Source organism: Streptomyces sp. NPDC058653 (genome assembly GCF_042716895.1).
GTDB lineage: Bacteria > Actinomycetota > Actinomycetes > Streptomycetales > Streptomycetaceae > Streptomyces.
The window spans coordinates 194,492-219,018 of record NZ_JBHXRM010000006.1 but is presented as its reverse complement, the minus strand read 5'-3'; the positions used below and the strand labels follow the sequence as shown (position 1 = coordinate 219,018).

Here is a 24,527-nt window from a genome sequence, read left to right as displayed (position 1 = left end):
GCCTCATCGGACCGCGGCACGCCTGTACGCCCACGTCGCCACGGCCAGGGAGACGACACCGACACCCGCGCAGACCGCCAGGTCGAGAGCGACGGTCGGCCAGTCCGGGTGCCGGTCGAAGGTACGGGCCAGGGCCTCCACACCGTACGTGGACGGCAGCAGGTCACGGGCGTACGTGATCGGCCCCGGCAGCCGGTCGGCGGGCAGCACACCCAGCAGCAGCGCGGCGGACATGCCCAGCTGCCCGAGCAGCGTGGCCACCTCCTGGCGGGGCGCGAGCAGCCCCAGCGCCGCCCCGAGCCCGGCCAGCGCGGCGCCCGCGAGCGGGATGACGGCGACCAGGACCCACAGACGCGTGAGCGGCAGGTCGAAGAGCAGACTGCCGGTGACCGCGGTGACGGCGGTGCCCGGCACGGTGAAGGAGGCGTACGCCCCGGCCGTGCCCAGCACCACGGCGGCGGGCGGCACGGGCAGGGTGGCGTAGTGGTCGAGACCGCCGGTGGCCCGGAGCTGGCCGAAGTACTGGGCGAGCAGGTTGAGCGCGACGAAGGCCACGACGAGCACGCTCGACCCGGCCACCACGGCCCGCGCCTCGGCGCCGCCGTCGACGACACCGCGCATCAGGATCATGATCCCGACGGACTGGAAGGTGGCCACGAAGAGCAGCGGGATCCGGGCGACCCGGGCCCGCGACAGCTGCGCCCGGTACACGGCGGCGAGCGAGGGCAGCAGCCGCGCGCGCGGCGCGAGCACCGCGGGCGCCCCGTCGGCTCCGTCGCTCACGGCACGGGTGTCCGGTGCCGGCCGGCTCTGCCGGCCGACGGCCTCCGCGGGCACGATGCTCACCTGGCGCAGCTCCTGTTCGGTGCGGACGGACGGGGGCGGGTACGACCAGTGGCGTACGGCGCCGACCGGGACCAGCGTGCCACACGCCCCGAACGCGACGAACGCCCCGTGGGTACGGGCCCGTTCCACCCGCCCGCGACGGCGGGGACGCGATGGGCGGCGCGGCCCCCGGTGGCGTGCGGGGCGGGCGTCGGAGCCGTACATCCGGAGTCGTTCGGGCTCACGTCTTCACCAGCCCCTGTGTCCGGCCGCCGAGCGCCAGATAGACATCCTCCAGGCTCGGCGTGGCCAGCGTGAAGTCGTCCAGCGCCGCGAAGGCGGCACCGCCGGTCACCGCCGCGACCGCGGCGCGCGCCTCGTCGGGGGCGAGGCGCAGCACCCAGCGGCGGCCGGACTCCTGGGCGGAGCCGCGCAGGGCAGCGACCTCGGGGACGTCGAGCGGGGCGCGTTCGCGCCAGACGAGTTCGAGCCGCACCTCGCCCGCGACCTGTTCCTTCAGCCCGGACGGGGTGTCGCAGGCGATGACCTTGCCCCGGTCCAGCACCGCGACCCGGTCGAGGACGGTCTCCGCCTCGATGACGTTGTGGGTGACGAGCAGCACCGTCGCGCCGCGTTCGGCCCGGCGGCGGTCGACAGCCGCCCAGACGGCGCGTCTGGCGACCGGGTCCATACCGGTGGTGGGCTCGTCCAGGACGAGCACGGGCCGGTCGCCCACCAGCGTCGCCGCGAAGCAGGCCATCCGGCGCTGACCTCCGGAGAGCTTCTTGAGGGGGCGCCCGGCGAGTTCGCCGAGGCCCAGTTCCGCGAGGACCGCGTCCCGCTCGGCACGTGCCTCGCTCAGCCCGAGCCCGCGCAGCCGGCCCGTGGTCTCGGCCGCGAGCCCGACGGTCAACTCGTCGAGCGCGGTGGACTCCTGGCCCAGATAGCCGATGAGGCGGGAGGCGCGTTCGGGATGGCCGACCAGATCGTGGCCGAGGACGTCGACGCTGCCGGAGTCGGGCCGCATGAGCCCGGTGAGCTGACGTACGAGGGTGGACTTGCCCGCGCCGTTGGGGCCGAGCAGTCCGAAGATCTCGCCCTGCCGTACGTCCAGGGAGATCCCGTCGTTGGCGCGCACCTCGGGGGTCGCCGGGGTGCCCCGTCCGCCGCGCGCGGCGGGGTACGTCTTGACCAGCTCCCGCACCGCGCACACCGTACTCACAAGAGACGAGCCTACGGGGTCCAACTGCCCGGAATCCGCCCGGGGGCGCGGGGACGGGCGGGCGGGAGCGGACCGGGCCCCGGGGACAGGGGCTACTCCGCCGCTCCGTCACCCTTCGCCGCCGGATGGTCCGCGCCCTTGGTGGCGGGACGGTCCGCCGCCGCCCGCACATCGATCTCGCGCCAGAAGCCCGCCCGGATCGCGTACCTGTCGTGCTCGTCGATCTGGTCGTCCTTGTGTGCCAGCAGCCCGAAGCGGGCGGCGTATCTCAGCACCTCGCCGTCGATACGGTGCGGGATCCGCGGATACATCGTGGACAGCTTCTGCACATGGCCCGCGTCGGGCAGCCGCTCCATCCAGCGTCTGGCGAACACCTGGCCCACCTCGAAGGGGTCCCCGCCGACCGTGGTGATGTCCTCCTCCCGGTCGGCCCAGCGCTGCTCGGCGCTGGTGAGCTGCGCGAGCGTCGGCAGCGACGCGGTCTCGGGCGACTCCCCGAGCTGGCCTCCGCCGCCCGTGCGCTCGACCCAGCCGCGGTCGGACGACCAGCGCAGGGTCGCGTTCCCCGGCGGGGGCGCGGGGGCGGCATGCGCTCCGGGTGCGCGCAGGGCGGCGAGGTCCTTCGGGGTGGGGACCCCCTTGGCGCCCGTGGGGGCCGGGTGCGCGGTCTCGGGGTCGTGCTCGTGGCCGGGCCCGGCTCCCGGCCCGTGCTCCGTCGTGGCCGGCGCCGTGCCGTTGCGCGCGGACGCGGCCTGTGCCTCGGCCGCCCGCTCGGCGGACGCGGCGAGCGCCGACTCGGGCAGCGGCGCCGAGAGGATCGCGGCGATCTCGGGGCGGGGGGCGGGCGGCGGCGCGCAGACACCGCCGAAGTCCTTGGCGCGTACGGCCTTGGTGATCCAGGCCCGGTCGAGCACCCGGCGTTCGTCGGCCTCGGCCACCAGGTCCTCGGACTGGTTGTAGTCACCGTCGGCGGCCTGCACCGCCCAGAGGTGCACGGCGACCCCGTGCTCCTTCGCGGACATCAGACCGGGCAGCAGATCACCGTCACCGGTCACCAGCACCACGTCCGAGCAGGCGCGATTTCTGGCCAATTCCGTGAGCTCGGCATGCATCGCCGCGTCGACGCCCTTCTGTGCCCATCTCCCGTCGCTACGGGTCAGGGCGCCGAGCCGGACGGTGACACGTGACATGACGCGCAGCCGTCGGTGTTCGGGCTGCGGTACGCGGTCGGGGGCGCCGTCGAACCAGTAGATACGCAGGAGCGGCTGCTCCGTATCGGCCTCGGCACGCTCGCGCAGCCCCTGGATGAGGGCGGCGTGGTCGACGGTGATCCGTGAGCGGGCCGGTTCTCCGGCGAGGAGGCTCGCGGCGGCGCCCAGCAGGTAACCGGCGTCCACCAGGACGACGCAGCGGTCCACGTGTTCCACCCTCTTTCGGGAACGTCGGGATCGGAAGTTGCTACGGGTTTCCTTCGAGTCTGCCCGACCGCAACTGGCTTAACGGCCGGAACTGGATCATCGGCGTGGCGCGTCCCTCCCGGCTACCCCCAGGGACGGCCGAACTATGGTCCGTTACGCACAGCTATGATCCAAAATGCGGTGAGTCACGGCATATGTGAATCTGGTCGCGGCCCTGGCCCCAACATCCTTCAGGAGGCAGCACCATGGCCAAGAACAAGAACCGTGACCGCGGCAAGCAGCAGGACCGTTCGTCCACCGAGCGTGGCGCCGAGCAGTCCTCGACCTCCTCATCGGAGGCCAAGGCCGAGCAGATACAGACGCAGGTCACGCCGTCCGACGTCGCGCGCAAGGGCCGCGAGAAGCGTTTCGGCCACAACTGACGCGCCACCGGTCCGGCGCGTGACCGAGGTGATCGGTCCGACACGGGATCGGACCGGCGCGTGACCGAGGTGATCGGCCGCATCCGGCGAAAGAGGGGCACGCCCAGTCTCCCGGGCGTGCCCCTCCCCGCGTACGTCTTCCGCCGCCGCTACCCCGCCAGGCAGGACGGCCCGAGCAGCACCTTCAAGTCGCCGAAGAGCGCCGGGTCGGGCTGTACCCGGTGCCGGTCGAGCCGCAGCACCGTCGTCTTGCGCGCGCCCTGGAGCTTGATGCGCACCTCCGAGTTGCCCCGGTGGTGGCTGAGGATCTCGCCGAGCCTGCTGACCATGGGCGGGGTGAGCTTCACCGTGGGGATGGTGATGGTGACCGGCGCGTTCGTGCCGCTGGACGACAGGTCGGGGACCTGGAGCTCCATGGCGACAAGACGCGGGATGTCCTCGCGCTTGTCGAGCCGGCCCTTGACGAAGACGACGGTGTCCTCGACCAGTTGGGTGGAGACCAGCTGGTAGGTGGCGGGGAAGAACATGCACTCGATCGAGCCCGCGAGGTCCTCCACGGTGGCGATCGCCCACGCGTTGCCCTGCTTGGTCATCTTCCGCTGGAGGCCGGAGATGATGCCGCCGATCGTGACCACCGCGCCGTCCGCGTGCTCACCGCCGGTGAGCTGCGAGATCGCCGCGTCGGACTTGTCGGACAGGACGTGCTCGATACCGAAGAGCGGGTGGTCGGAGACGTACAGGCCGAGCATCTCGCGCTCCTGCGCGAGCAAGTACGACTTGTCCCACTCGACGTCCGAGAATTCGACGTCGAGCCCGAAGCCGGGTTCGGACGAGGCGTCGTCGCTGTCGCCCATGCCGCCGAAGAGGTCGAACTGCCCCTCCGCCTCCTTGCGCTTGACCTGCACGACGTTGTCGATCATCGGCTCGTGGTGCGCCACCAGGCCCTTGCGGGTGTGGCCCATCTCGTCGAAGGCGCCGGCCTTGATGAGGGATTCGACGGTGCGCTTGTTGCAGACGACCGCCTCGACCTTGTCGAGGAAGTCGGGGAACGTGGCGTACTTCCCCTTCGCCTTGCGCGAGCGGATGATCGAATCGACGACATTCGTGCCGACATTGCGGACCGCCGTCAGCCCGAAGAGAATCACGTCGTCGCCCTGCGCGGCGAAGTTCGCCACCGACTCGTTCACATTCGGCGGCAGCACCTTGATGCCCATCCGCCGGCACTCGTTGAGATAGACGGCCGACTTGTCCTTGTCGTCCTTCACCGAGGTCAGCAGGGCCGCCATGTACTCGGCGGGGTAGTTCGCCTTGAGATAGGCGGTCCAGTAGGTGACGAGCCCGTACGCGGACGAGTGCGCCTTGTTGAACGCGTATCCCGCGAACGGGACCAGTACGTCCCACAGCGCCTGGATCGCCTCGTCCGAGAAGTTGTTCTTCTTGGCACCGGCCTGGAACAGGACGAAATTCTTGGCCAGTTCGTCGGCCTTCTTCTTGCCCATCACACGGCGGAGAATGTCCGCCTCGCCGAGCGAGTAGCCCGCGATGATCTGCGCGGCCTTCTGCACCTGCTCCTGATACACGATCAGGCCGTAGGTCAGACCGAGGACCTCCTTGAGAGGCTCCTCCAGCTCCGGGTGGATCGGGGTGATCTCCTGCTGCCCGTTCTTGCGCAGCGCGTAGTTCGTGTGCGAGTTCATTCCCATCGGACCCGGCCGGTACAGGGCCGACACGGCGGAAATGTCCTCGAAGTTGTCGGGCTTCATCAGCCGCAGCAGCGAACGCATCGGGCCGCCGTCGAACTGGAACACACCGAGCGTGTCACCGCGGCAGAGCAGTTCGTACGTCTTCGGGTCGTCCAACGGCAGTGACAGCAGGTCGAGATCGATGTCCTTGTTGGCCTTCACCATCTTGACGGCGTCGTCCATGATGGTCAGATTTCGCAGACCCAGGAAGTCCATCTTCAGCAGGCCGAGCGACTCGCACTGCGGATAGTCCCACTGCGTGATCGTGACGCCGTCGGTGTGCCTGACCCAGACCGGCACATGGTCGGTGATCGTCTCGCTGGACATGATCACCCCGGCCGCGTGCACACCCATCTGCCGCACCAGACCCTCGACACCCTTTGCCGTGTCGATGACCTTCTTGACGTCCGGCTCGTTCTCGTACATCCCCCGGATCTCGCCCGCTTCGCTGTAGCGCGGGTGCTTGGGGTCGGTGATGCCGTTGAGGTCGATGCCCTTGCCGAGGACGTCGGCGGGCATGGCCTTGGTGAGCCGGTCGCCCATCGCGTACGGATAACCCAGCACCCGCGCCGAGTCCTTGATGGCGTTCTTCGCCTTGATCTTTCCGTACGTCCCGATCATGGCGACCTTGTCGGCGCCGTATTTCTCGGTCACGTACCGGATGACCTCACCGCGCCTGCGCTCGTCGAAGTCGATGTCGACATCCGGCATGGAGATGCGCTCGGGATTGAGGAACCGCTCGAAGATCAGACCGTGTTCGATCGGGTCGAGGTCGGTGATGCCCATCGCGTACGAGACGATCGAACCGGCCGCGGAGCCACGGCCGGGGCCGACCGCGATGCCGTTGTTCTTGGCCCACATGATGAAGTCCGCGACGACCAGGAAGTACCCGGGAAACCCCATCTCGATGATGATGCCCATCTCGTACTCGACCTGCTTGAGACGGTCCTCGGGAATTCCTGCGGGGAATCGCCTGGCCATCCCCCGCATGGTTTCCTCACGGAACCAGGTGATCTCGGTGAAGCCGTCGGGGATGTCGAACTTGGGCATCAGGTTCTGTTCCTGGAACCAGCCCTCCGTGTCGATCTGCTGCGCCACCAGCAGGGTGTTGGCGCACCCCTCCTGCCACGCGTCCGACGAGTCGACCGCGTACATCTCGTCCGTCGACTTCAGGTAATAACCGGTCCCGTCGAACCGGAACCGGTCCGGGTCCGACAGGTTCTTGCCCGTCTGAATACAGAGCAGCGCGTCATGCGCCGTCGCCTCGTTCGCATAGGTGTAATGCGAGTCGTTCGTCACCAGCGGCGGGATTCCCAGCTTCTTCCCCACCTCCAGCAGCCCGTCCCGCACCCGGCGCTCGATCTCGATCCCGTGATCCATCAGCTCCAGGAAATACCGGTCCTTGCCGAAGATGTCCTGGTAGTCCGAGGCCGCCTGCATCGCCTCGTCGAACTGCCCCAGCCTCAGCCGGGTCTGCAACTCACCCGACGGACACCCCGTCGACGCGATCAGACCCTCCGACCACTTCGAGATCGTCTCGCGGTCCATCCGGGGCCACTTCGTCAGCCACCCCTCCGCATACGCGTCCGACGACAACCGGAACAGATTGTGCAGACCGGTCTTGTTCGCCGCCCAGATCGTCTTGTGCGTATAGCCACCCGAGCCGGAGACATCGTCCCGCTTCTGATGCGGCTGCCCCCACTGCACCTTCCGCTTGTTCCGCCGCGACTCCGGCGCCACATACGCCTCGATACCGATGATCGGCGTCACACCCGCCTTCTTCGCCTGATGGAAGAAGTCGTACGCGCCATGGAGATTCCCATGATCCGTCATCGCGATATGGGACATCCCCATCTCGTTGCACGCCTTGAACATGTCCCCCAACCGCGCCGCACCGTCCAGCAACGAGTACTGCGTATGGACATGCAGGTGCGTGAACGGCGGCTTGGTCACGGCTGAGGCCTCCAGCGAAACGAGCGGGCGAGCGAGAGCGCCCCCGGGGGGACAGCGTCGAAGTCTACGACCGCCCACCGACAATCCGAGCGCGTCCCGGGGATGTCCCGACGCCGGCCGGCCGGCGTCCCCGGCACCCCCGGTCGACGATGTCCCGGCCCGCGCGAAACCGGCCCCACGAACCTTCGGGTCGACCGGCGCGGGACGGGCACGCACCGGTACGTTCGTGCGTTGCCACTACTGACGGCGCCGTCGCCCGAGGCGGGTGGCGTGTCAGTTCGTCCCGCCCAGTTCGTCATGTTCCAGGAGGCACCACCGATGTCGGTCCCGCGCCCCGTCGAAGCCGCTGACCAGCAGCGAGGGGAGGAGATCCTCACCGTGTTCGGCACCGCCTTCGGTGCCCTGCTCGCCGCTGATCCGGCGGCCTTCCAGGTCAAATTCCGCAAGATGGCCGCCTCCGCCTTCGCCTTCTACCGGGGCACGGCGTCCCTGTTCTACAACGACCTGGAACGGGAGCAGCACGGCGGGCCGTACGTGGACGAGCGCACCGGCCGGGTCTGGATCCACGGCGATCTGCACGCCGAGAACTTCGGCACCTACATGGACGCGAACGGCCGGCTGATCTTCAACGTCAACGACTTCGACGAGGCCTATGTAGGACCGTTCACCTGGGACCTCAAGCGGCTGGCCGCCTCGCTCGCGCTGATCGGGTACACGAAGGCCCTCAGCGACGACCAGATCAGCGAGCTGGTCCGGATCTACGCCACCGCCTACCGCGAGCGGATCCACGCGCTGGCGACGGGCGCGAAGAACGACGAGGTGCCGCCGTTCACCCTGGACACGGCGACGGGCCCGCTGCTCGACGCGCTCCGCGACGCCCGCTCGCTGACCCGTTTCGGGCTGCTCGACTCGATGACCGAGATCCGTGACTTCGAGCGGCGCTTCGCCCCCGGCGGCGGCTCCATCGAGCTGGACGCCGCCACCCGCTACAAGGTCCTGGCGGCCTTCGACGGCTATCTGGAGACCCTGCCGGAGTCCAGCCTGACCCGCCCCGACTCCTACCGGGTGAAGGACGTCGTGGGGCGGCGGGGCGTCGGCATCGGCTCGGCCGGCCTGCCCTCGTACAACATCCTGCTGGAGGGCAACAGCGACGCCCTGGAGAACGACGTCGTGATCTACCTCAAGCAGGCGCAGACCCCCGCCGTCTCCCGGCACATCACCGACGCGCGGGTGCGCGAGTACTTCCAGCACGAGGGGCACCGCACGGTGATCTCGCAGCGCGCGCTCCAGGCGCACGCCGACCCGTGGCTCGGCTGGACCGAGCTGGACGGCGCGGGCCAGCTGGTCGCCGAGGTCTCGCCGTACGCGGTGGATCTCGACTGGTCGGACCTCGACGACCCCACCGAGATCGCCGCCGTCGTCGCCGACCTCGGCCGGGCGACGGCCACGATGCACGGAGCGGCGGACGACGAGAGCGGCCACTCGCTGGTGCCGTTCAACACGGAGCGGGCCATCGACGCGGCGATCGCGGCGGACGAGGAGGGCTTCCCCGAGCTGCTGGTGGAGTTCGCCCACAGCTACGGGGCACGGGCCCGCGCGGACCACCAGATCTTCGTGGACCTCTTCCGCAACGGACAGCTCGCCGCCGGCTGACCCTCCCGCCTCTTCCCGCCACCTCCCGGCCCGTCGGACCTGGTCGGAGCCGGTCCGACCGGCCGGATCCGACCGGGGCGACGGCGACCTTAGGGGCCCCTTACAGGTTCTCGTGGCACACTCGGCGACGATGGACATATCGGCGGCACGGCTCAGGGCGCTGCGGGCGGCATTGTTCACGGCACTGGCCGTGACGCTGTCCGCCGGTTCCCATGTCCTGCTGTCGCGGGCCCCGCTGCCCGTCTCCGTCGTCGCCGTCCTGTGCGCCGTCGTGTTCCCGGTCTCCTACGCCCTCGCGGGCCGTGAGCGGGGCTTCTGGCGCATAGCGGCGCTGCTCGTCCCGCTCGAACTGGCCGCGGACACCATCTTCACCACCGGCCAGAACGTCTGTTACGGCGCCGCCGGCGGTCCCGTCGCGGGACCGCTGCGCTCCGTCGGCTTCGACGTCCTGTGCGGCGGCGCCTTCGGCTCCCCGCTGCCCGGCGTCTCCTCGGTCGCCTCGGCCGAGAACCCGGCGGCCACCCTGCTCGGCTCCCCCGATCCCGCGCTCCCGTGGCTGCTGCTCGCCACACATGTCGCGATCGGTCTGCTCGCCGCGCTCTGGCTGCGCCGGGGCGAGGCCGCCTTCGCGGGCCTGGTGCGAGCGCTCGCCGGCTTCGCCTTCCGGCCGCTGCTGATCGCCGTCGCGGTGGCCGGCACGGTCCGCCGTACGGTACGGCGCTTCCCGCGCCCCGCCGACGGCCCCTACCCCTCCCGTACGCGCCTGTGCGCGCACTCCGTCGGACGACGGGGACCTCCTCTCCCGGCCCTTCTGCCGGCCTAGGAGCCCTAGGAGCCGCGGCCGTCTCCGGCCGCCGCCCGTCCCCCGCGTGACGGCGCGCGCCCCACCGCGCCCACGCGTCCCGTACGACCCACACGGAGCAGACCAGTCATGAGCGCACGCAACAGCAACGCCAACAAGGCCGCCGCCCGCGAGAGGCTGCGCGAGCAGCGCGAGCGGCAGGCGAAGAAGGACCGTGCCCGCCGCCAGCTCGTCGTCGCCGGATCCACCGTCGCGATCCTGGCGATCGCCGGGGGTGTCGGCTTCGCCGTCGTCCAGGCGAACAAGCCCTCGCACTGGGAGGCCGCCAAGGACGCAACGAGCATCACCGCGCCGAAGCACACCTCCGGCGAGAACGGCACGACCGTCGTCATCGGCAAGCCCGAAGCGAAGAAGACCCTGGAGCTGTACGAGGACTCCCGCTGCCCGATCTGCGCGACGTTCGAGCAGCATGTCGGCGCCACGATCCAGAAGGACGTCGACGCGGGCAAGTACAAGATCAAGTACATCGGTGCCACGTTCATCGACAACTCGGACAACGGCGAGGGGTCGAAGAACGCGCTGTCCGCGCTGGGCGCCGCGCTCGATGTGAGCCCCGAGGCGTTCTCGGCGTACAAGGCCGCGCTCTACTCGGCGCAGAACCACCCCAGTGAGAGTGACGACAAGTTCGCCGACGACGGCGTCCTGCTGAAGATCGCCGACTCGGTGGACGGGCTCAAGGGCAACGCGGCCTTCGAGCACAACGTCGAGAGCGGCACGTTCGACGCCTGGGCGATGAAGATGTCGGCGACCTTCGACAGCAGCAGCGTCGAGGGCACCCCCACGCTCCGCATGGACGGCAAGAACGTCACCGCGGAGGGCAGCGAGAACGCCCCGCTCACGGCGCAGGAGTACACGGCGGCGATCACCAAGGCCCTGGCCGCCTGAGGGCCCCCGGTCCCCGGGCCGGGGCCGGGGCCGGGGGTGACGGTGTACGGGCCACCGGCCGTGGCCCGTACGCTGATCCGCATGACCGGGGGCGACGAGAACAGGACCATCGACGGACGGTTCGAGCTGCTGGAGCGGCTCGGCAGCGGTGGGATGGGCACGGTGTGGCGGGCGCGTGACACCGTGCTCCACCGCGAGGTGGCACTGAAGGAAGTACGGTCCCCGGACGCCTCCGTGGAGGCGGGCACTCCCCGGGGCGCCGATGTGCCGCGCGAGCGGGTGCTCCGCGAGGCACGGGCGTTGGCGAGGATCAGCCACCCGCATGTGGTGACGATCCATCACATCGTCGATGTGGGGCCGCATCCGTGGATCGTCATGGAGCTGCTGTCCGGCGACACGCTCCACGACCGGCTGGCACGGGGGTCGCTGACCCCTGTGGAGGCCGCCAGGATCGGCCGGCAGGTGCTCTCCGGCCTGCGGGCCGCCCACGCGGTCGGCATCCAGCACCGTGATGTGAAGCCCGGAAACGTCATGCTGCGGGAGGACGGCGGCGCGGTGCTCACCGACTTCGGCATCGCGGCCCTCCAGGGTTCGTCCTCCCTCACGGCGACCGGCGAACTCGTCGGCTCGCCCGAGTACTTCGCCCCGGAGCGCATTCGCGGCCACGACGACGATCCCGCGTCCGACCTGTGGTCGCTGGGGGTGACGCTGTACGTCTGTACGGAGGGTGTCAGCCCGCTGCGCCGCGCCACGACCCTGGCCACGCTCGCCGCCGTACTGGACGAGGCGGTCCCGCCGCCCGTACGGTCCGGGTCCCTCACGCCCGTGCTGAACGCGCTGCTGGTGCGCGACCCGGCCGCGCGGCCCGACGCCGCGCGGCTGGAGCTGATGCTGGCCGAGGTCGAGTCGGGCACCACCCCGCACCGGCCGCGGCCGACCGTCGTCGAGCCCGTGACGCCGCCCGCACCCGTCCCGGATCCCAGGGTGGCGCTGGCCCGGCCCGTCGTCCACCACCCGGTGACGCAGCGCGTGGTGGACGACGTGGAGAGCGCCGCGCCGGACAGCCGGCCCTCCGGTCCCGGGCGGCGGAGGGCCCGGGGGCCGATGGTCGTCGCGGCGGTCGCCGTGGCCGTCGCGCTCGTGGCGACCACCGCGCTGGTCCTCTCCCTCACGGACGATTCCGGCTCACCCTCCGCCGGGAAGGACGGCGGCACGAGCGACAGCTCTCCCGAGGCCTCCACGCCCGGGCCGTCCGGCACGGACGACGGCGACGACAACAGCGGCGGCGGGGACGGACCGTCGGGAGACGACCTGACCGGCAACTGGGTCGCGCAGGTCGCCTCCACGGAGAAGTCCGCGGGCAGCGCCGCCCGCGACGAACAGGCCGCCACCCTGCGCGAACAGGGCATCACCAACGCGCGCTATCTGGACAGCGACGACCACGCCTCGCTCCAGCCGGGCTACTGGATGTTCTACGTCTCCGGCTTCAACAGCGGCTCGCACGCCCTCGACTGGTGCCGCACCCGCGGTCTGGACACGGACACGACCTGTGTGGGCCGCTACATCAGCGACGAGGCCACCGACATCACGTACGTGTGCCGCCCGGCCCCCGGCGGCCGCACCACCGGCCGCTGCACCCACGGCTGAGCGGTATCGACGGCTGAGCGAAATCCCGGGCTGAGCGGCGTGCCCGGCTGGGCGGCGTCCGCGACCGCGGGCCGGTGCGGCGGGAGCGCCCGCCGGCGGGCGCTACGCCTGGTCGGCCAGCGACTCCACGAAGGCCAGCCCGATGCGCCAGGTCTCCTCCGCCGCCGACTCGTCGTGGTCCGGCAGGTCCGGGTCGGTGTAGAGGTGCCCGACGCCCCGGTACCGGTAGATCTCCACGTCCGCCCCGATCTCCCGCATCCGCAGGTACCAGGTGTTCAGCCAGTCGTGCGGCTCGGACACGTCCGGGTCGGCGACATGCAGCTGTACGGGCAGGTCGTCCACCGAGGCGTTCGGGGCGATGTCCGACGTGCCGTGCATCAGCAGCAGCCCGCGGGCCTTCGAGTCCCCCAGCGCGAGCGTCTGCGCGACGGACCCGCCGAGGGAGAACCCCGCGTACACCAGTCCGCGCTCCGAGTACGGCGCCACCGCGAGGACGGCGCGCCTCAGCAGCTCGTCGGAGCCGATCTTGTCCCTGAGCGCCCTGCCCTCCTCGACCGTCTCGACGGTTTGGCCCTCGAAGAGGTCGGGCACGTGCACGTGGTGTCCGGCAGCGCGCAGCCGCTCGGCTCCCGCGTGCACCGCCGGGCGCAGGCCGTGGGCCGAATGAAAGAGAACGACGTCCATCCGCCCATCCTGCCAGGTGGGCCCTCTCGTCCGAATCCGGAGCCATGGAGAACGTACTGCGACCGTTGACCGTGCTGGGTGGCGCCGTTGTCGTGACGCTGCTGCTCGGCTGGGCCGTCGACCTGATGCTGCGCCGCGCGGACGCCCGGCACCCGGAGACCCCCCTGTGGGGTCTGCTGCGCCGCTGCCGGCTGCCGCTCCAGGTCGTCGTCCTCACCGCCCTGCTGTGCGGCACCTACCGCGAGACGCGCTGGCCGGTCGTCGAGAACCACGAGAGCGGCATCGGCCGCCTGCTGACACTGGTCCTGATAGCCGCCGGGGCGTGGCTCGTCGTACGCATCGTGTCGGCGGCCGTGGAGTCGACGTACGCCCGCTACGCGACCTCGGCCCGCGATCTGGCGAAGGTCCGCCGGGTCCGTACGCAGGTGACGCTCATCATGCGGATCGTGACGGCGGTGGTCGTCGTGGTGGCCGTCGCCGCGATCCTGCTCACCTTCCCCAGCATGCGGACCGTCGGCACGTCGATGCTGGCGTCGGCGGGCATCATCGGCATCGTCGCGGGTGTCGCGGCGCAGTCCACGCTCGGCAATCTCTTCGCCGGCTTCCAGATCGCCTTCGGCGACATGGTGCGCATAGGTGACACGGTCGTGGTGGACGGCGAGTGGGGTGTGGTGGAGGAGGTCACGCTCACCTTCCTCGCGGTACGCACCTGGGACGAGCGCCGGATCACGATGCCGGTGTCGTACTTCACGAGCAGGCCGTTCGAGAACTGGTCGCGCGGCGGGGTCCAGATGACCGGGACCGTCTTCCTCCAGCTCGACCACTCGGCGCCGGTGAGGCTGATGCGCGAGAAGCTGCACGAGATCCTTCGGGAGTGCGCGGCCTGGGACGGCCGGGACTGGGGTCTGGCCGTCACGGACACCACCCCGAGCACCATCGAGGTGCGGGCCGTGCTCACGGCGAAGGACGCGGACGACATCTGGACGGCGCGGTGCACCGTACGGGAGCAGTTGGTGGCGTGGCTGGCGGAGGAGCATCCGTACGCGCTGCCCCGGATCGCGACCGCGCCGGCGGCGGTGTCGCCGGCCGTGGGGAAGAACGGCGACGCCCCGGCGCGCCACGAGCCCGACCCCGTGCTGACCGAGAACGCCGACGGCGACCCGCGCACCGGACGGGGCTGACTCCGGGGGGCCGGGCCGCCCGCCTCACCGGATGCCGCCCCGGCCTCACCGCATGCTGCGGACGTCCAGAACCCTGAGCACGCGGTCGACCACCTCCGGGTTGGCGTTGGGTTCGCTGCGCGCCGCCAGGACCTCGTGCCGGGCGGCCGACATCATCTCGCGCTGGATCCGCTGCATGGTCCTGACCCGCTGGGTCCGCTTGGCGAGCCAGTCCCTCCGCTCGTCGTCGACGACGTCCGGGCTGATCCGCGCCCCGATGTCGAACGCCCCGCGCGCGAGCCGTTCGCTCAGGTCCTCGGGCAGGTCCTCCACCTCCTCGATCTCCCGGAGGCGGTGTTTCGCGGCCCGCGCGGCGCGCACCGCCAGCTCGTGCTCGAAGCCGCGCTCGGCCTCGGTGTCGGCGCGTACGCCGAGGACCTTCACCAGCCACGGCAGGGTGAGTCCCTGGAAGACGAGCGTCGCCATGATGACCGCGAACGCGATGAAGATGATGGTGTCGCGGCCGGGGAAGGGCGACCCGTCGTCGGTCTCCAGCGGGACGGCCAGGGCCAGCGCGACCGAGGCGACGCCGCGCATCCCGGCCCACCACATGATGACGGTCTCCCGCCAGCTGCCCGGGAACTCCTCGTCGTAGTCGCGGAGTTGGTGCAGGCGCGCCGTGACCCACACCGCGGGGAGCAGCCACACCAGCCGTACGAGGACGACGACCCCGACGACGGCGGCCGACCAGGCGAGCATCTCGCCGGTGTGTCCCTCGGCCGTGCCGAGGGCGGTGTGCAGTTCAAGCCCGATGAGGCCGAAGGCGATGCCGGTGACGAGGATGTCGATGATCTCCCAGAAGGTGTTCCCGGCGAGCCGTCCCATCACGTCGTCGGCGTCGGCGGTGTGCTCGGCGAGGAAGAGCGCGGTGGTCAGGACGGCGAGGACACCGGAGCCGTGGAGCTCCTCGGCGAGTACGTAGCCGACGAACGGCACCAGCAGGCTCAGTCCGACCTGGAGGGGCGCGTCCCCGAGCAGTGCCATGAGCTTGTTGGAGAGCCAGCCGAGCGCCACTCCCACGATCAGCGCGACGACGGCGGAGAGCACCAGCGTGCCCAGCGCCTCCGGCCAGGAGAAGCTGCCGCCGACGACCGCGGCGATGGCCACGTGGTAGAGCACGATCGCGGTGACGTCGTTGAACAGTCCCTCGCCCTCCAGGATCGAGACGAGCCTTCGGGGCAGTCCGAGCGAGCCCGCCACGGCGGTCGCGGCGACCGGGTCGGGCGGCGCGACGAGCGCGCCGAGCACGAAGGCCGCGGCGAGCGGCAGCCCGGGGACGACGGAGTTGGCGACGCTCGCCACCGTCACCATGGTGAGAAGGACCAGCGCCACGGCGAGCAGCAGGATCGGCCGTACGTTGGCGGTGAACTGCCGCCAGGAGGTGCGCTGTACGGCCGCGTAAAGCAGGGGCGGCAGCAGCAGCGGGAGGATCAGGTCCGGCGGCACGTCCACGTTCGGTACGAAGGGCAGCAGCGCCAGGACGATCCCGAGGATGGTCATCAGCACCGGCGACGGCAGATTGAGCCGCTCCCCCAGTGGCACCGTCACCACGGCGCCCAGCAACAGCACGAACAGCAGCGCCAACTGGGCCACGGTGCGCCCTCCGGAGTCGTGAGCCCTGACGATCAAGGCCTCTCAACCCTGCCACGCGGCCGCGCCGAACCCGGCGAGGAGGAGCGCCGCGCCGAACCCGGCGAGGCGCTGCTCCTCGCGGCCCGCTTCCGGACCGCGAGGAGACGTTTCACCGGTGCTGCCGGTGGCTGCCCGTGCCGCCGGTACCGCCGGTGCTAGCGGACCCGGTCGCGGATCCAGACGCCGGCCTCCTTGAGGACGCCGGTGCCGGAGAAGTTGCCGGCGTTGCAGGAGCCCTGCTTGAAGACGGCTCCCGAGCGGTGGTCGTCGGAGTAGTTCCAGTTGGTCCAGGAGATGTTCTTCCGCTTCATCAGGTCGAGGAAGCGCTGCGACATGCCGAAGTCGTTGGCGCCCTCGCCCGCGTAGTTCTGGGTGCCGAACTCGGTGACGAAGACCGGGAGTCGGTCCGACGCCCGGTCGAGGGCGGCCAGGTACTCGTCCCGGTGGGACGCGGCATAGAAGTGGAAGGTGTACATGATGTTGGAGGCGTTGACGGGGTTGTTCACGACCTCCTTCTCGTCGGCGCCGTCGGAGACGCCGAACGAGGACCAGGCACGTGTGCCGACGAGGACGACGGCGTCCGGGTCCTGCGCCCGGATGACCGGAATGATCTTCTCGGCGTACGACTTGACGGTCCCCCAGCTCACGTCCGAGGGCTCGTTGGCGATCTCGTAGAGGACACCGGGACTGTCCTTGTACTTCTTCGCCATGGCGGTGAAGAAGGTCTTCGCCCGCTCCAGGTTGAAGTTGGGGTCACCGGGGCTCAGCATGTGCCAGTCGATGACCGCGTACATCCCGCGGCTGATGGCGCCGTCCACGAACTTCTGGGCGAGGGAGGTGAAGCGCTGCGGGTCCGTCTCGTAGCCGCCCTCCTGTACGTAGGTGGAGACGCGCAGCACGTCGGCCTGCCACTCGTTGGCGAGGACGTCGAGCGAACCGTTCGTGACGCACTGGGAGTACCACTGGGTGCCGTGCGTGCTCATACCGCGCAACTGGACGGCCTGGCCCCGGTTGTTGCAGAGGCGGTTGCCACAGACCTTGAGCTGGCCGTTCTCGCTGATGGGCGAGGCGATACCGGCGGCCGGCGCGGCGGTGCCCGTGGTCGTGGTGGCCGCGCCCGCCTGCATGGGCGACAGCAGGGCGGTGACGATGCCGAGCGCGGAGACGGCGAGGAGTGCCTTACGGGCGCGGTTTCCTCGGGTGCGGGAGGCGCGGGGCGCGCCGGAGTCGGTGTGCTTGGGCATGGGGTGGTGCTCCCTTCGGGTGGGGTCCGTTACGGGAGTGCGACTGTCAGAGGCATGACAGCAAGTGAGTGAAAGTTAAGGTTGTTTCCAATCACCGTCAAGAGTGTTGGGAAAGTTTCCTAACGATTGGCGGGCGGAGGCGTGCCCGGGATCTCCGGGCGACCTCCCGGCGCGCTAGAGCAGGCGCCGCATCCCGCGGTGCGGGATGCCCACGGACTCGTACTCCGGGCCGTACGCCTCGTAGCCCAGCCGCTCGTAGAACCCCAGCGCGGGCGTCTGCGCGTGCAGATCCACCACCAGCAGCCCGAGCTCCCGCGCCACGTCCTCGACGGCCCTCACCAGCGCGACGCCGACCCTGAGGCCGCGCGCCTCCTCGACGACCGCGAGCCGGCCGAGCGAGCCGACCGTCGGATCACCGTCGGTCCGGTCCGCCGCCTCCGGCCCGTACAGCAGCCGCGACGTACCGAGCGGCAGCCCGTCGTCCCGCACCGCGAGCACATGGGCCGCCGCGGCGTCCAGGGCGTCGTGGGAGTCGAACTCAAGGTCCTCGGGCACCTGTTGCTCCACGACGAAAACCTGCCGGCGGACCACGAGACAGCGCTCACGGTCGGCCGCGCCGGTCGCCGACCGGATCTCGTACGCCAGACCGTCGAGGCCCGCTGCGGCCCGGGCCGCAGCGGTCTTCCCCGTGGTCATACGTTGCTCTCGGCGCGCACCGTGTCCAGCGCGTGCTGGAGATCGTCCGGGTACGTGCTCTCGAACTCGACCCACCGGCCGTCCGACGGGTGCTCGAAGCCGAGCCTCATCGCGTGCAGCCACTGCCGGGTCAGCCCCAGCCGCTTGGCCAGCGTCGGGTCGGCGCCGTACGTCAGATCGCCCACGCACGGGTGGCGGTGGGCCGCCATGTGCACCCGGATCTGGTGCGTACGGCCCGTCTCCAGCTTGATGTCCAGCAGCGAGGCGGACCGGAACGCCTCGATCAGGTCGTAGTGCGTGACCGACGGCTTGCCCTCGGCGGTCACGGCGAACTTGTAGTCGTGGTTCGGGTGCCGCCCGATCGGGGCGTCGATGGTGCCGCTCATCGGGTCCGGATGTCCCTGCACCAGCGCGTGGTAGCGCTTGTCGACGATCCGCTCCTTGAACTGCGCCTTGAGCGAGGTGTACGCGCGCTCCGACTTGGCCACGGCCATCAGCCCGGAGGTGCCGACGTCCAGCCGGTGCACGACGCCCTGGCGCTCGGCGGCGCCGGAGGTCGAGACGCGGTAGCCGGCGGCGGCCAGCCCGCCGATGACGGTCGTGCCGGTCCAGCCGGGGCTCGGGTGCGCGGCCACACCGACGGGTTTGACGACCACGACGATGTCGTCGTCGTCGTACACGATCTCCATGCCCTCCACGGGCTCGGCCACGACCCGCACGGGAGCGGCGGGCGCGGGCATCTCCACCTCTAGCCAGGCACCCCCGCGGACCCGCTCGGACTTGGCCACCACGGCGCCGTCGACCTGCACCTTGCCTGCGGCGGCCAGCTCGGCCGCCTTCGTACGGGAAAACCCGAACATACGGGCGATGGCGGCGTCGACACGCTCGCCCTCAAGGCCGTCGGGTACGGGCAGGGTGCGGATATCGGGAACGGTGCTCACCCGTCGAGTATGCCTTGCCCGGGCGCCCCCACCGCCCACGGAGGGCCCGCACGGCCCCGGCAGGAAGCCTCGGTGGGGGCGTCAGTCGCGGTGGACGGTCCCGTCGGGGTCGAGCCCCCGGAAGGAGAGGATCACGATCAGGAAGCCGCCGCAGACGATCGCGGAGTCGGCGAGATTGAACACCGCGAAGTTGGCCGGCGCGATGAAGTCCACGACGGCGCCCTTGAACACTCCGGGCTCACGGAAGATCCGGTCGGTGAGATTGCCCAGCGCCCCGCCGAGGAGCAGACCGAGCGCCACGGCCCAGGGCCCGCTGTAGAGCTTGCGGGCCAGCCGCGCGATCACCACGATCACGGTCGCGGCGACGAACGTGAAGAAGACGGTGTACGCCTCACCGATACCGAAGGCCGCGCCCGCGTTGCGCACCGCCTCGAACTTCAGCAGATCGCCGACGACACTGATCGGATCGTGGTGCTCCAGCTTCGCCACCACGAGCATCTTGCTGCCGAGGTCGAGCAGATAGGCGACCAGCGCCACGGAGAAGAGCGCGACGATCTTGCGCTCTCCCCTGACCGGCTCGGCGGGAGCCGCGCCCTCGTCGTCAATAGCCGGCGTACCGATGACGCGCTCCGCCTCTGCCACGTGAGTCCCTCAAGTTAGATCCCGATTACGGTCGAGGGTAACGGACCCACGTACGGTCTCAGCCGCGCCGTTCCTGCTTCTGCTTGTCCTCGACACAGAGGGTGGCCCGGGGGAAAGCCTGCATCCTGGCCTTGCCGATCGGCTTGCCGCAGACCTCGCAGAGACCGTACGTACCGGCGTCCAGGCGCAGCAGCGCGCGCTCCGTCTGCTCCACCATCTCGCGCGCGTTCGCCGCGAGGGACATCTCGTGCTCACGGGTGATGTTCTTGGTGCCGGTGTCGGCGTCGTCGTCCCCCGCGCCGTCGCCGGAGTCCCGCATCAGTCCCGCCAGCGCCTGCTCGGACGAGGAGATCTCGGCGTTCAGCCGGGCCGCCTCGCTCTCCAGACCGGCCCTCGCCTCGGCGACCTCCTCCTCGGTCCACGGATCCTCACCCGGCCGTACGGGGAGCTCCCCGGCCTGTGTGGTGCCACGCGCCGGGGGCGCGGCGGTCGCCGTGCCGCCCGGGGCCGCCGGACCCTTGCCCGCTGTCTTCTTCGCTGCCACCGTCTTGGCTCCCGTCTGTTCCGCGGCCTCGGCCGCCCCCTCGGCCGCGGACGCGGCCTTTTTCGCGGCCTTCTCGGCGGCGGCCTTCTTGGGAGGCGCCGTCTTCTTGGCCGCGGTCTTCTTCGCAGGTGCCTGGTGCTCCGGCCCGGCGGCGGCGGTCTCGTCCGCGGCCGGTGCGTGCGTCGCCGGTGTCCCTCGCTCCGGTGCCTTCGTCGCCGGCGTCTTCTCGGCGGCCGCCTTCTTGGCCGCCGACTTCTTCACAGCCGCTTTCTTGGCCGTTGTCTTCTTCGCGGCGGTCTTTTTCGCCACCATGGCCGCGGCCCCTTCACATTTTGTGATCTTGCACGCGAGTCGTGCTGGGACGATAAATCGACATCAGCCACGCGGCAACGGGGCACGCCGCCGGTGAGACCCGCCTCCGCCGGTGACAAGGCGAGCCTCCATCGGTTGTGCCCAGCTCCCCGCCGGGTAATCCGCCCCACGGGCCGCTCCGGGAAGTCCACTCGGCCCGCCGGACCATTCGGGTCAGCCTCGGAGCCGTATGCCGGGGGCGCCCTGCTCCCGCCCCGGGGCCCGCCGCCGGGCGTCCCGCCGGAAGCCGTGCCGGGGCGCCGGAAAACGGTCTGCCGCCTCTTCCCCGGCCCCGTACACTGGGCCGAGCGAGAGGCGTGGATGGGGACGAGTAGCTCCGAGAGCGGCCATGAGCGACCCGGGGACGGTGCGAGCCCGGGGGCAGAGCGCGGAGTGAAGCATCACCCCGGAGCCGCCGGAGGAAAGCCCTGGCCGTACGCGGGGTGAGTAGAACCGGCAGCGCGACCCCAATGAGGGGGCCGAGGGCGGCGACGCCCGGGGCCAAGGAGGGTGGTACCGCGGGAGCCGGAGGCTCTCGTCCCTCCGACGGAGATCCCGCAGTTCCGTTGGAGGAGTTTCGTCCATGACGCCACCGCAGTACAGCCAGGTGCCCGCCCAGGTCGACCTGCCCGCGCTCGAGCACGCCGTGCTCGCCTTCTGGCGCGAGAACAGGGTCTTCGACAAGAGCCTGGCCCAATCCGAGGGCCGCCCCGAGTGGGTCTTCTACGAAGGCCCGCCGACGGCGAACGGCATGCCCGGCGCGCACCACATCGAGGCCCGCGTCTTCAAGGACGTCTTCCCGCGCTTCCGTACGATGCGCGGCTACCACGTCGCGCGCAAGGCCGGCTGGGACTGTCACGGCCTGCCCGTGGAGATCGCGGTCGAGAAGGAGCTGGGCTTCACCGGCAAGCAGGACATCGAGAAGTACGGCATCGCGGAGTTCAACGAGAAGTGCCGTGAGTCCGTGACCCGGCACACCGACGCGTTCGCCGAGCTGACGACCCGCATGGGTTACTGGGTCGATCTGGACGACGCGTACCAGACGATGAACCCGGAGTACATCGAGTCCGTCTGGTGGTCGCTGAAGGAGATCTTCAACAAGGGCCTGCTCGTCCAGGACCACCGCGTCGCCCCCTGGTGCCCGCGCGACCAGACGAGCCTCTCGGACCATGAGCTGGCCCAGGGCTACGAGACGATCGTCGACCCGTCCGTCTTCGTCCGCTTCCCGCTGACCTCCGGCCCGCTGGCGGGCGAGGCGGCGCTGCTCGTCTGGACGACCACGCCCTGGACGCTGGTGTCGAACACCGCGGTCGCCGCGCACCCCGACGTCACGTACGTCGTCGCGACGAACGGCACCGAGAAGCTCGTCCTCGCCGAGCCGCTGCTGGAGAAGGCGCTCGGCGAGGAGGGCTGGGAGGTGACCGGCGAGCGGTTCACCGGCCGCGAGATGGAGCGGTGGACGTACGAGCGTCCGTTCTCGCTCGTCGAGTTCCCCGAGGACACCGAGGCGCACTACGTCGTCAACGCGGAGTACGTGACGACGGAGGACGGTACGGGCCTGGTCCACCAGTCCCCCGCGTTCGGCGCGGACGACCTGGTGGTCTGCAGGGCGTACGGCCTGCCGGTGGTGAACCCGGTCCGTACGGACGGCACGTTCGAGCCGGACCTGCCGCTGGTCGGCGGCGTCTTCTTCAAGAAGGCGGACGAGGCGCTCACCGCCGACCTGGACGCGCGCGGGCTGCTCTTCCGCCATGTGCCGTACGAGCACAGCTACCCGCACTGCTGGCGCTGCCACACGGCGCTCCTCTATTACGCGCAGCCGTCCTGGTACATCCGTACAACCGCCGTCAAGGACCGCCTCCTTGAGGAGAACGAGAGGACCAACTGGTTCCCGGACTCGGTCAAGCACGGCCGGTTCGGCGACTGGCTGAACAACAACGTCGACTGGTCCCTGTCCCGCAACCGCTACTGGGGCACCCCGCTGCCCATCTGGACGTGCGAGGACGGACACCTCACCTGCGTGGGCTCACGGGCCGAACTGACCGAACTCAGCGGCGAGGACCAGTCGTCGCTCGACCCGCACCGTCCGTTCATCGACTCGGTGACCTTCCCCTGCCCGACCTGCGGTGGGACCGCGACGCGCGTTCCCGAGGTCATCGACGCCTGGTACGACTCCGGTTCGATGCCGTTCGCGCAGTGGGGGTATCCGTACCGGAACAAGGACCTCTTCGAGAAGCGCTACCCCGCGCAGTTCATCTCGGAGGCCATCGACCAGACGCGTGGCTGGTTCTACACGCTGATGGCCGTGGGCACGCTCGTCTTCGACAAGTCGAGCTACGAGAACGTGGTCTGCCTCGGTCACATCCTCGCCGAGGACGGCCGGAAGATGTCCAAGCACCTGGGCAACATCCTCCAGCCGATCCCGCTCATGGAGCAGCACGGCGCGGACGCGGTGCGGTGGTTCATGGCGGCGGGCGGCTCGCCGTGGGCGGCGCGGCGGGTCGGTGACTCGACGATCCAGGAGGTCGTCCGCAAGACGCTGCTGACGTACTGGAACACGGTCGCCTTCCAGGCGCTGTACGCGCGCACGACCGGCTGGGCGCCGTCCGACGCCGACCCGGCGCCGGCCGACCGGTCCGTGCTGGACCGCTGGCTGCTGAGCGAGCTGCACGCGCTGGTCGACCAGAGCACGAAGGCGCTGGACGCGTACGACACCCAGCGGGTCGGCAAGCTGCTGTCGGCGTTCGTGGACGACCTGTCCAACTGGTACGTACGCCGCTCGCGCCGCCGCTTCTGGCAGGGCGACAAGTCGGCGCTGCGCACGCTGCACGAGGTCGTCGAGACGGTGACCCGGCTGATGGCGCCCCTCACCCCGTTCATCACCGAGCGGGTCTGGCAGGACCTGGTCGTCCCGGTCACGCCCGGGGCGCCGGAGTCGGTGCACCTGTCGGCCTGGCCGGAGGCGGACCTGTCGGCGGTCGACCCCGCGCTGTCGCGCCAGATGGCGCTGGTACGGCGGCTGGTGGAGCTGGGGCGTGCGACGCGGGCGGAGTCGGGCGTGAAGACGCGCCAGCCGCTGTCCCGCGCGCTGGTCGCGGCGGCGGGCTTCGAGTCGCTCTCGCCCGAACTGCGGGCGCAGATCACCGACGAGCTGAACGTCTCGTCGCTGGCGGCGCTTTCGGAGGTCGGCGGCTCGCTGGTCGACACGACGGCGAAGGCGAACTTCCGGGCGCTGGGGAAGCGGTTCGGCAAGGGCGTCCAGGCGGTGGCGAAGGCGGTCGCCGACGCGGACGCGGCTGCGCTGTCCGCGGCGCTGCGGGACGGTACGGCGTCGGTCACCGTCGACGGCGAGCCGGTCTCGCTGGCACCGGACGAGGTGATCATCACGGAGACGCCCCGCGAGGGCTGGTCGGTCGCGTCCGACTCGGGAGCGACGGTGGCGCTGGACCTGGAGATCACCCCGGAACTCCGCCTGGCGGGCCTCGCCCGCGACGCGATCCGGCTGATCCAGGAGGCCCGCAAGAACAGCGGCCTGGACGTCGCGGACCGTATCGCGGTCCGCTGGTCGGCGACGACGGAGGAGACGCGTACGGCGCTGTCGACCCACACGTCCCTGATCTCGGACGAGGTCCTGGCCCTGGACTTCACCCCGTCCCCCCCGGACGCCACGTTCGGCCCGGCATTCACGGACGAGTCCCTGTCCCTGACGTTCCACCTCCGCAAGGCCTGACCCCGGGGGGGGCTTCTCCCCCACCCCGCCCCTTCCCAAATCCGGGGACGGGCCCCCCGGACCCCCCGCCCGCCGAGGGCGGGGGGGCAGGCACCAGCGGCCTCACGGCGAACCCCCGGCCCGGCCCGTCAGGGCCGTGGTCCGGGGGTGTAACTGCAGGGGGTCCGGGGGCTGGCCCCCGGTTTCGGGGAGGGGCGGGGTGGGGGAAAAGGTT

At 70.7% G+C, this 24,527-nt stretch carries 18 protein-coding genes; 7 read left to right on the top strand and 11 right to left on the bottom strand.

Annotated elements, in window-relative coordinates:
• Positions 1 to 3: 3 nt before the first annotated feature.
• From ACFWU9_RS07890 to ACFWU9_RS07880, 3 genes are all read right to left on the bottom strand, one after another.
• Complete coding sequence (locus ACFWU9_RS07890) at positions 4 to 846, bottom strand: ABC transporter permease (protein WP_384315554.1); 843 nt, start codon at positions 844 to 846, stop codon at positions 4 to 6.
• Between the two features lie 220 nt (positions 847 to 1,066).
• Positions 1,067 to 2,038, bottom strand: coding sequence for an ABC transporter ATP-binding protein (locus tag ACFWU9_RS07885; protein ID WP_384315553.1), 972 nt, complete (start codon positions 2,036 to 2,038; stop codon positions 1,067 to 1,069).
• Positions 2,039 to 2,139: 101 nt separating this feature from the next.
• Positions 2,140 to 3,474 carry an NYN domain-containing protein gene (locus ACFWU9_RS07880; RefSeq protein WP_384315517.1) on the bottom strand — a complete coding sequence of 445 codons (1,335 nt, stop codon included), beginning with the start codon at positions 3,472 to 3,474 and terminating at the stop codon, positions 2,140 to 2,142.
• Positions 3,475 to 3,710: 236 nt separating this feature from the next.
• Between ACFWU9_RS07880 and ACFWU9_RS07875 the strand changes: the two genes are divergently transcribed.
• Positions 3,711 to 3,887: a hypothetical protein gene (locus ACFWU9_RS07875; RefSeq protein WP_384315516.1), complete on the top strand. Its 177-nt coding sequence runs from the start codon at positions 3,711 to 3,713 to the stop codon at positions 3,885 to 3,887.
• A 149-nt stretch (positions 3,888 to 4,036) separates the two neighbouring features.
• Here the strand turns inward: ACFWU9_RS07875 and dnaE are convergent, their stop codons facing one another.
• The gene (gene dnaE / locus ACFWU9_RS07870) at positions 4,037 to 7,582 is read right to left on the bottom strand and encodes a DNA polymerase III subunit alpha (RefSeq protein WP_384315515.1); all 3,546 of its coding nucleotides are present in this window, start codon (positions 7,580 to 7,582) and stop codon (positions 4,037 to 4,039) included.
• A gap of 318 nt (positions 7,583 to 7,900) precedes the next feature.
• On the opposite strand from dnaE, the gene ACFWU9_RS07865 reads away from it, so the two are divergent.
• The 4 genes from ACFWU9_RS07865 to ACFWU9_RS07850 all read left to right on the top strand — a co-directional run bounded on the left by ACFWU9_RS07865 (position 7,901) and on the right by ACFWU9_RS07850 (position 12,629).
• Positions 7,901 to 9,235: a DUF2252 domain-containing protein gene (locus ACFWU9_RS07865; RefSeq protein WP_384315552.1), complete on the top strand. Its 1,335-nt coding sequence runs from the start codon at positions 7,901 to 7,903 to the stop codon at positions 9,233 to 9,235.
• 130 nt (positions 9,236 to 9,365) lie between these two features.
• Positions 9,366 to 10,058: a hypothetical protein gene (locus ACFWU9_RS07860; RefSeq protein ID WP_384315514.1), complete on the top strand. Its 693-nt coding sequence runs from the start codon at positions 9,366 to 9,368 to the stop codon at positions 10,056 to 10,058.
• Between the two features lie 108 nt (positions 10,059 to 10,166).
• A complete protein-coding gene (locus ACFWU9_RS07855) occupies positions 10,167 to 10,982 on the top strand; it encodes a DsbA family protein (RefSeq protein WP_384315513.1) in 816 nt (271 codons plus the stop codon).
• 81 nt (positions 10,983 to 11,063) lie between these two features.
• Positions 11,064 to 12,629 carry a serine/threonine-protein kinase gene (locus tag ACFWU9_RS07850; RefSeq protein WP_384315512.1) on the top strand — a complete coding sequence of 522 codons (1,566 nt, stop codon included), beginning with the start codon at positions 11,064 to 11,066 and terminating at the stop codon, positions 12,627 to 12,629.
• A 102-nt stretch (positions 12,630 to 12,731) separates the two neighbouring features.
• Here ACFWU9_RS07850 and ACFWU9_RS07845 read toward each other — a convergent pair whose 3' ends face one another.
• Entirely contained in the window at positions 12,732 to 13,313 is a 582-nt protein-coding gene (locus ACFWU9_RS07845; RefSeq protein ID WP_384315511.1) for a dienelactone hydrolase family protein, read from the bottom strand.
• 44 nt (positions 13,314 to 13,357) lie between these two features.
• Here ACFWU9_RS07845 and ACFWU9_RS07840 point away from each other — a divergent pair, with 44 nt between their 5' ends.
• The gene (locus ACFWU9_RS07840) at positions 13,358 to 14,494 is read left to right on the top strand and encodes a mechanosensitive ion channel family protein (RefSeq protein WP_384315510.1); all 1,137 of its coding nucleotides are present in this window, start codon (positions 13,358 to 13,360) and stop codon (positions 14,492 to 14,494) included.
• Between the two features lie 45 nt (positions 14,495 to 14,539).
• Here the strand turns inward: ACFWU9_RS07840 and ACFWU9_RS07835 are convergent, their stop codons facing one another.
• The 6 genes from ACFWU9_RS07835 to ACFWU9_RS07810 all read right to left on the bottom strand — a co-directional run bounded on the left by ACFWU9_RS07835 (position 14,540) and on the right by ACFWU9_RS07810 (position 20,544).
• Positions 14,540 to 16,126 carry a Na+/H+ antiporter gene (locus ACFWU9_RS07835; protein ID WP_384315551.1) on the bottom strand — a complete coding sequence of 529 codons (1,587 nt, stop codon included), beginning with the start codon at positions 16,124 to 16,126 and terminating at the stop codon, positions 14,540 to 14,542.
• Positions 16,127 to 16,320: 194 nt separating this feature from the next.
• The gene (locus tag ACFWU9_RS07830) at positions 16,321 to 17,409 is read right to left on the bottom strand and encodes a glycoside hydrolase family 5 protein (RefSeq protein ID WP_384315509.1); all 1,089 of its coding nucleotides are present in this window, start codon (positions 17,407 to 17,409) and stop codon (positions 16,321 to 16,323) included.
• Positions 17,410 to 17,583: 174 nt separating this feature from the next.
• Positions 17,584 to 18,105, bottom strand: a complete 522-nt coding sequence (locus tag ACFWU9_RS07825; RefSeq protein ID WP_384315508.1) for a GNAT family N-acetyltransferase — start codon at positions 18,103 to 18,105, stop codon at positions 17,584 to 17,586.
• Positions 18,102 to 19,046, bottom strand: coding sequence for an RluA family pseudouridine synthase (locus tag ACFWU9_RS07820; RefSeq protein WP_384315507.1), 945 nt, complete (start codon positions 19,044 to 19,046; stop codon positions 18,102 to 18,104). The genes ACFWU9_RS07825 and ACFWU9_RS07820 overlap by 4 nt, the downstream gene beginning before the upstream one ends.
• An 81-nt stretch (positions 19,047 to 19,127) precedes the next feature.
• Positions 19,128 to 19,688 (bottom strand): signal peptidase II, encoded by a 561-nt coding sequence (gene lspA, locus ACFWU9_RS07815; RefSeq protein ID WP_384315506.1) that lies wholly within the window; start codon positions 19,686 to 19,688, stop codon positions 19,128 to 19,130.
• 58 nt (positions 19,689 to 19,746) lie between these two features.
• Positions 19,747 to 20,544 carry a TraR/DksA family transcriptional regulator gene (locus ACFWU9_RS07810; RefSeq protein WP_384315505.1) on the bottom strand — a complete coding sequence of 266 codons (798 nt, stop codon included), beginning with the start codon at positions 20,542 to 20,544 and terminating at the stop codon, positions 19,747 to 19,749.
• A gap of 622 nt (positions 20,545 to 21,166) precedes the next feature.
• Here ACFWU9_RS07810 and ileS point away from each other — a divergent pair.
• The gene (gene ileS, locus ACFWU9_RS07805) at positions 21,167 to 24,313 is read left to right on the top strand and encodes an isoleucine--tRNA ligase (protein ID WP_384315504.1); all 3,147 of its coding nucleotides are present in this window, start codon (positions 21,167 to 21,169) and stop codon (positions 24,311 to 24,313) included.
• Positions 24,314 to 24,527: the final 214 nt, after the last annotated feature.

Coding starts and splice junctions, on each gene's coding strand:
- ACFWU9_RS07875 (WP_384315516.1), top strand. CDS start 3,711: ATGGCCAAGAACAAGAACCGTGACCGCGGCAAGCAGCAGGACCGTTCG.
- ACFWU9_RS07865 (WP_384315552.1), top strand. CDS start 7,901: ATGTCGGTCCCGCGCCCCGTCGAAGCCGCTGACCAGCAGCGAGGGGAG.
- ACFWU9_RS07860 (WP_384315514.1), top strand. CDS start 9,366: ATGGACATATCGGCGGCACGGCTCAGGGCGCTGCGGGCGGCATTGTTC.
- ACFWU9_RS07855 (WP_384315513.1), top strand. CDS start 10,167: ATGAGCGCACGCAACAGCAACGCCAACAAGGCCGCCGCCCGCGAGAGG.
- ACFWU9_RS07850 (WP_384315512.1), top strand. CDS start 11,064: ATGACCGGGGGCGACGAGAACAGGACCATCGACGGACGGTTCGAGCTG.
- ACFWU9_RS07845 (WP_384315511.1), bottom strand. CDS start 13,313: ATGGACGTCGTTCTCTTTCATTCGGCCCACGGCCTGCGCCCGGCGGTG.
- ACFWU9_RS07840 (WP_384315510.1), top strand. CDS start 13,358: ATGGAGAACGTACTGCGACCGTTGACCGTGCTGGGTGGCGCCGTTGTC.
- ACFWU9_RS07830 (WP_384315509.1), bottom strand. CDS start 17,409: ATGCCCAAGCACACCGACTCCGGCGCGCCCCGCGCCTCCCGCACCCGA.
- ACFWU9_RS07825 (WP_384315508.1), bottom strand. CDS start 18,105: ATGACCACGGGGAAGACCGCTGCGGCCCGGGCCGCAGCGGGCCTCGAC.
- ACFWU9_RS07810 (WP_384315505.1), bottom strand. CDS start 20,544: ATGGTGGCGAAAAAGACCGCCGCGAAGAAGACAACGGCCAAGAAAGCG.
- ileS (WP_384315504.1), top strand. CDS start 21,167: ATGACGCCACCGCAGTACAGCCAGGTGCCCGCCCAGGTCGACCTGCCC.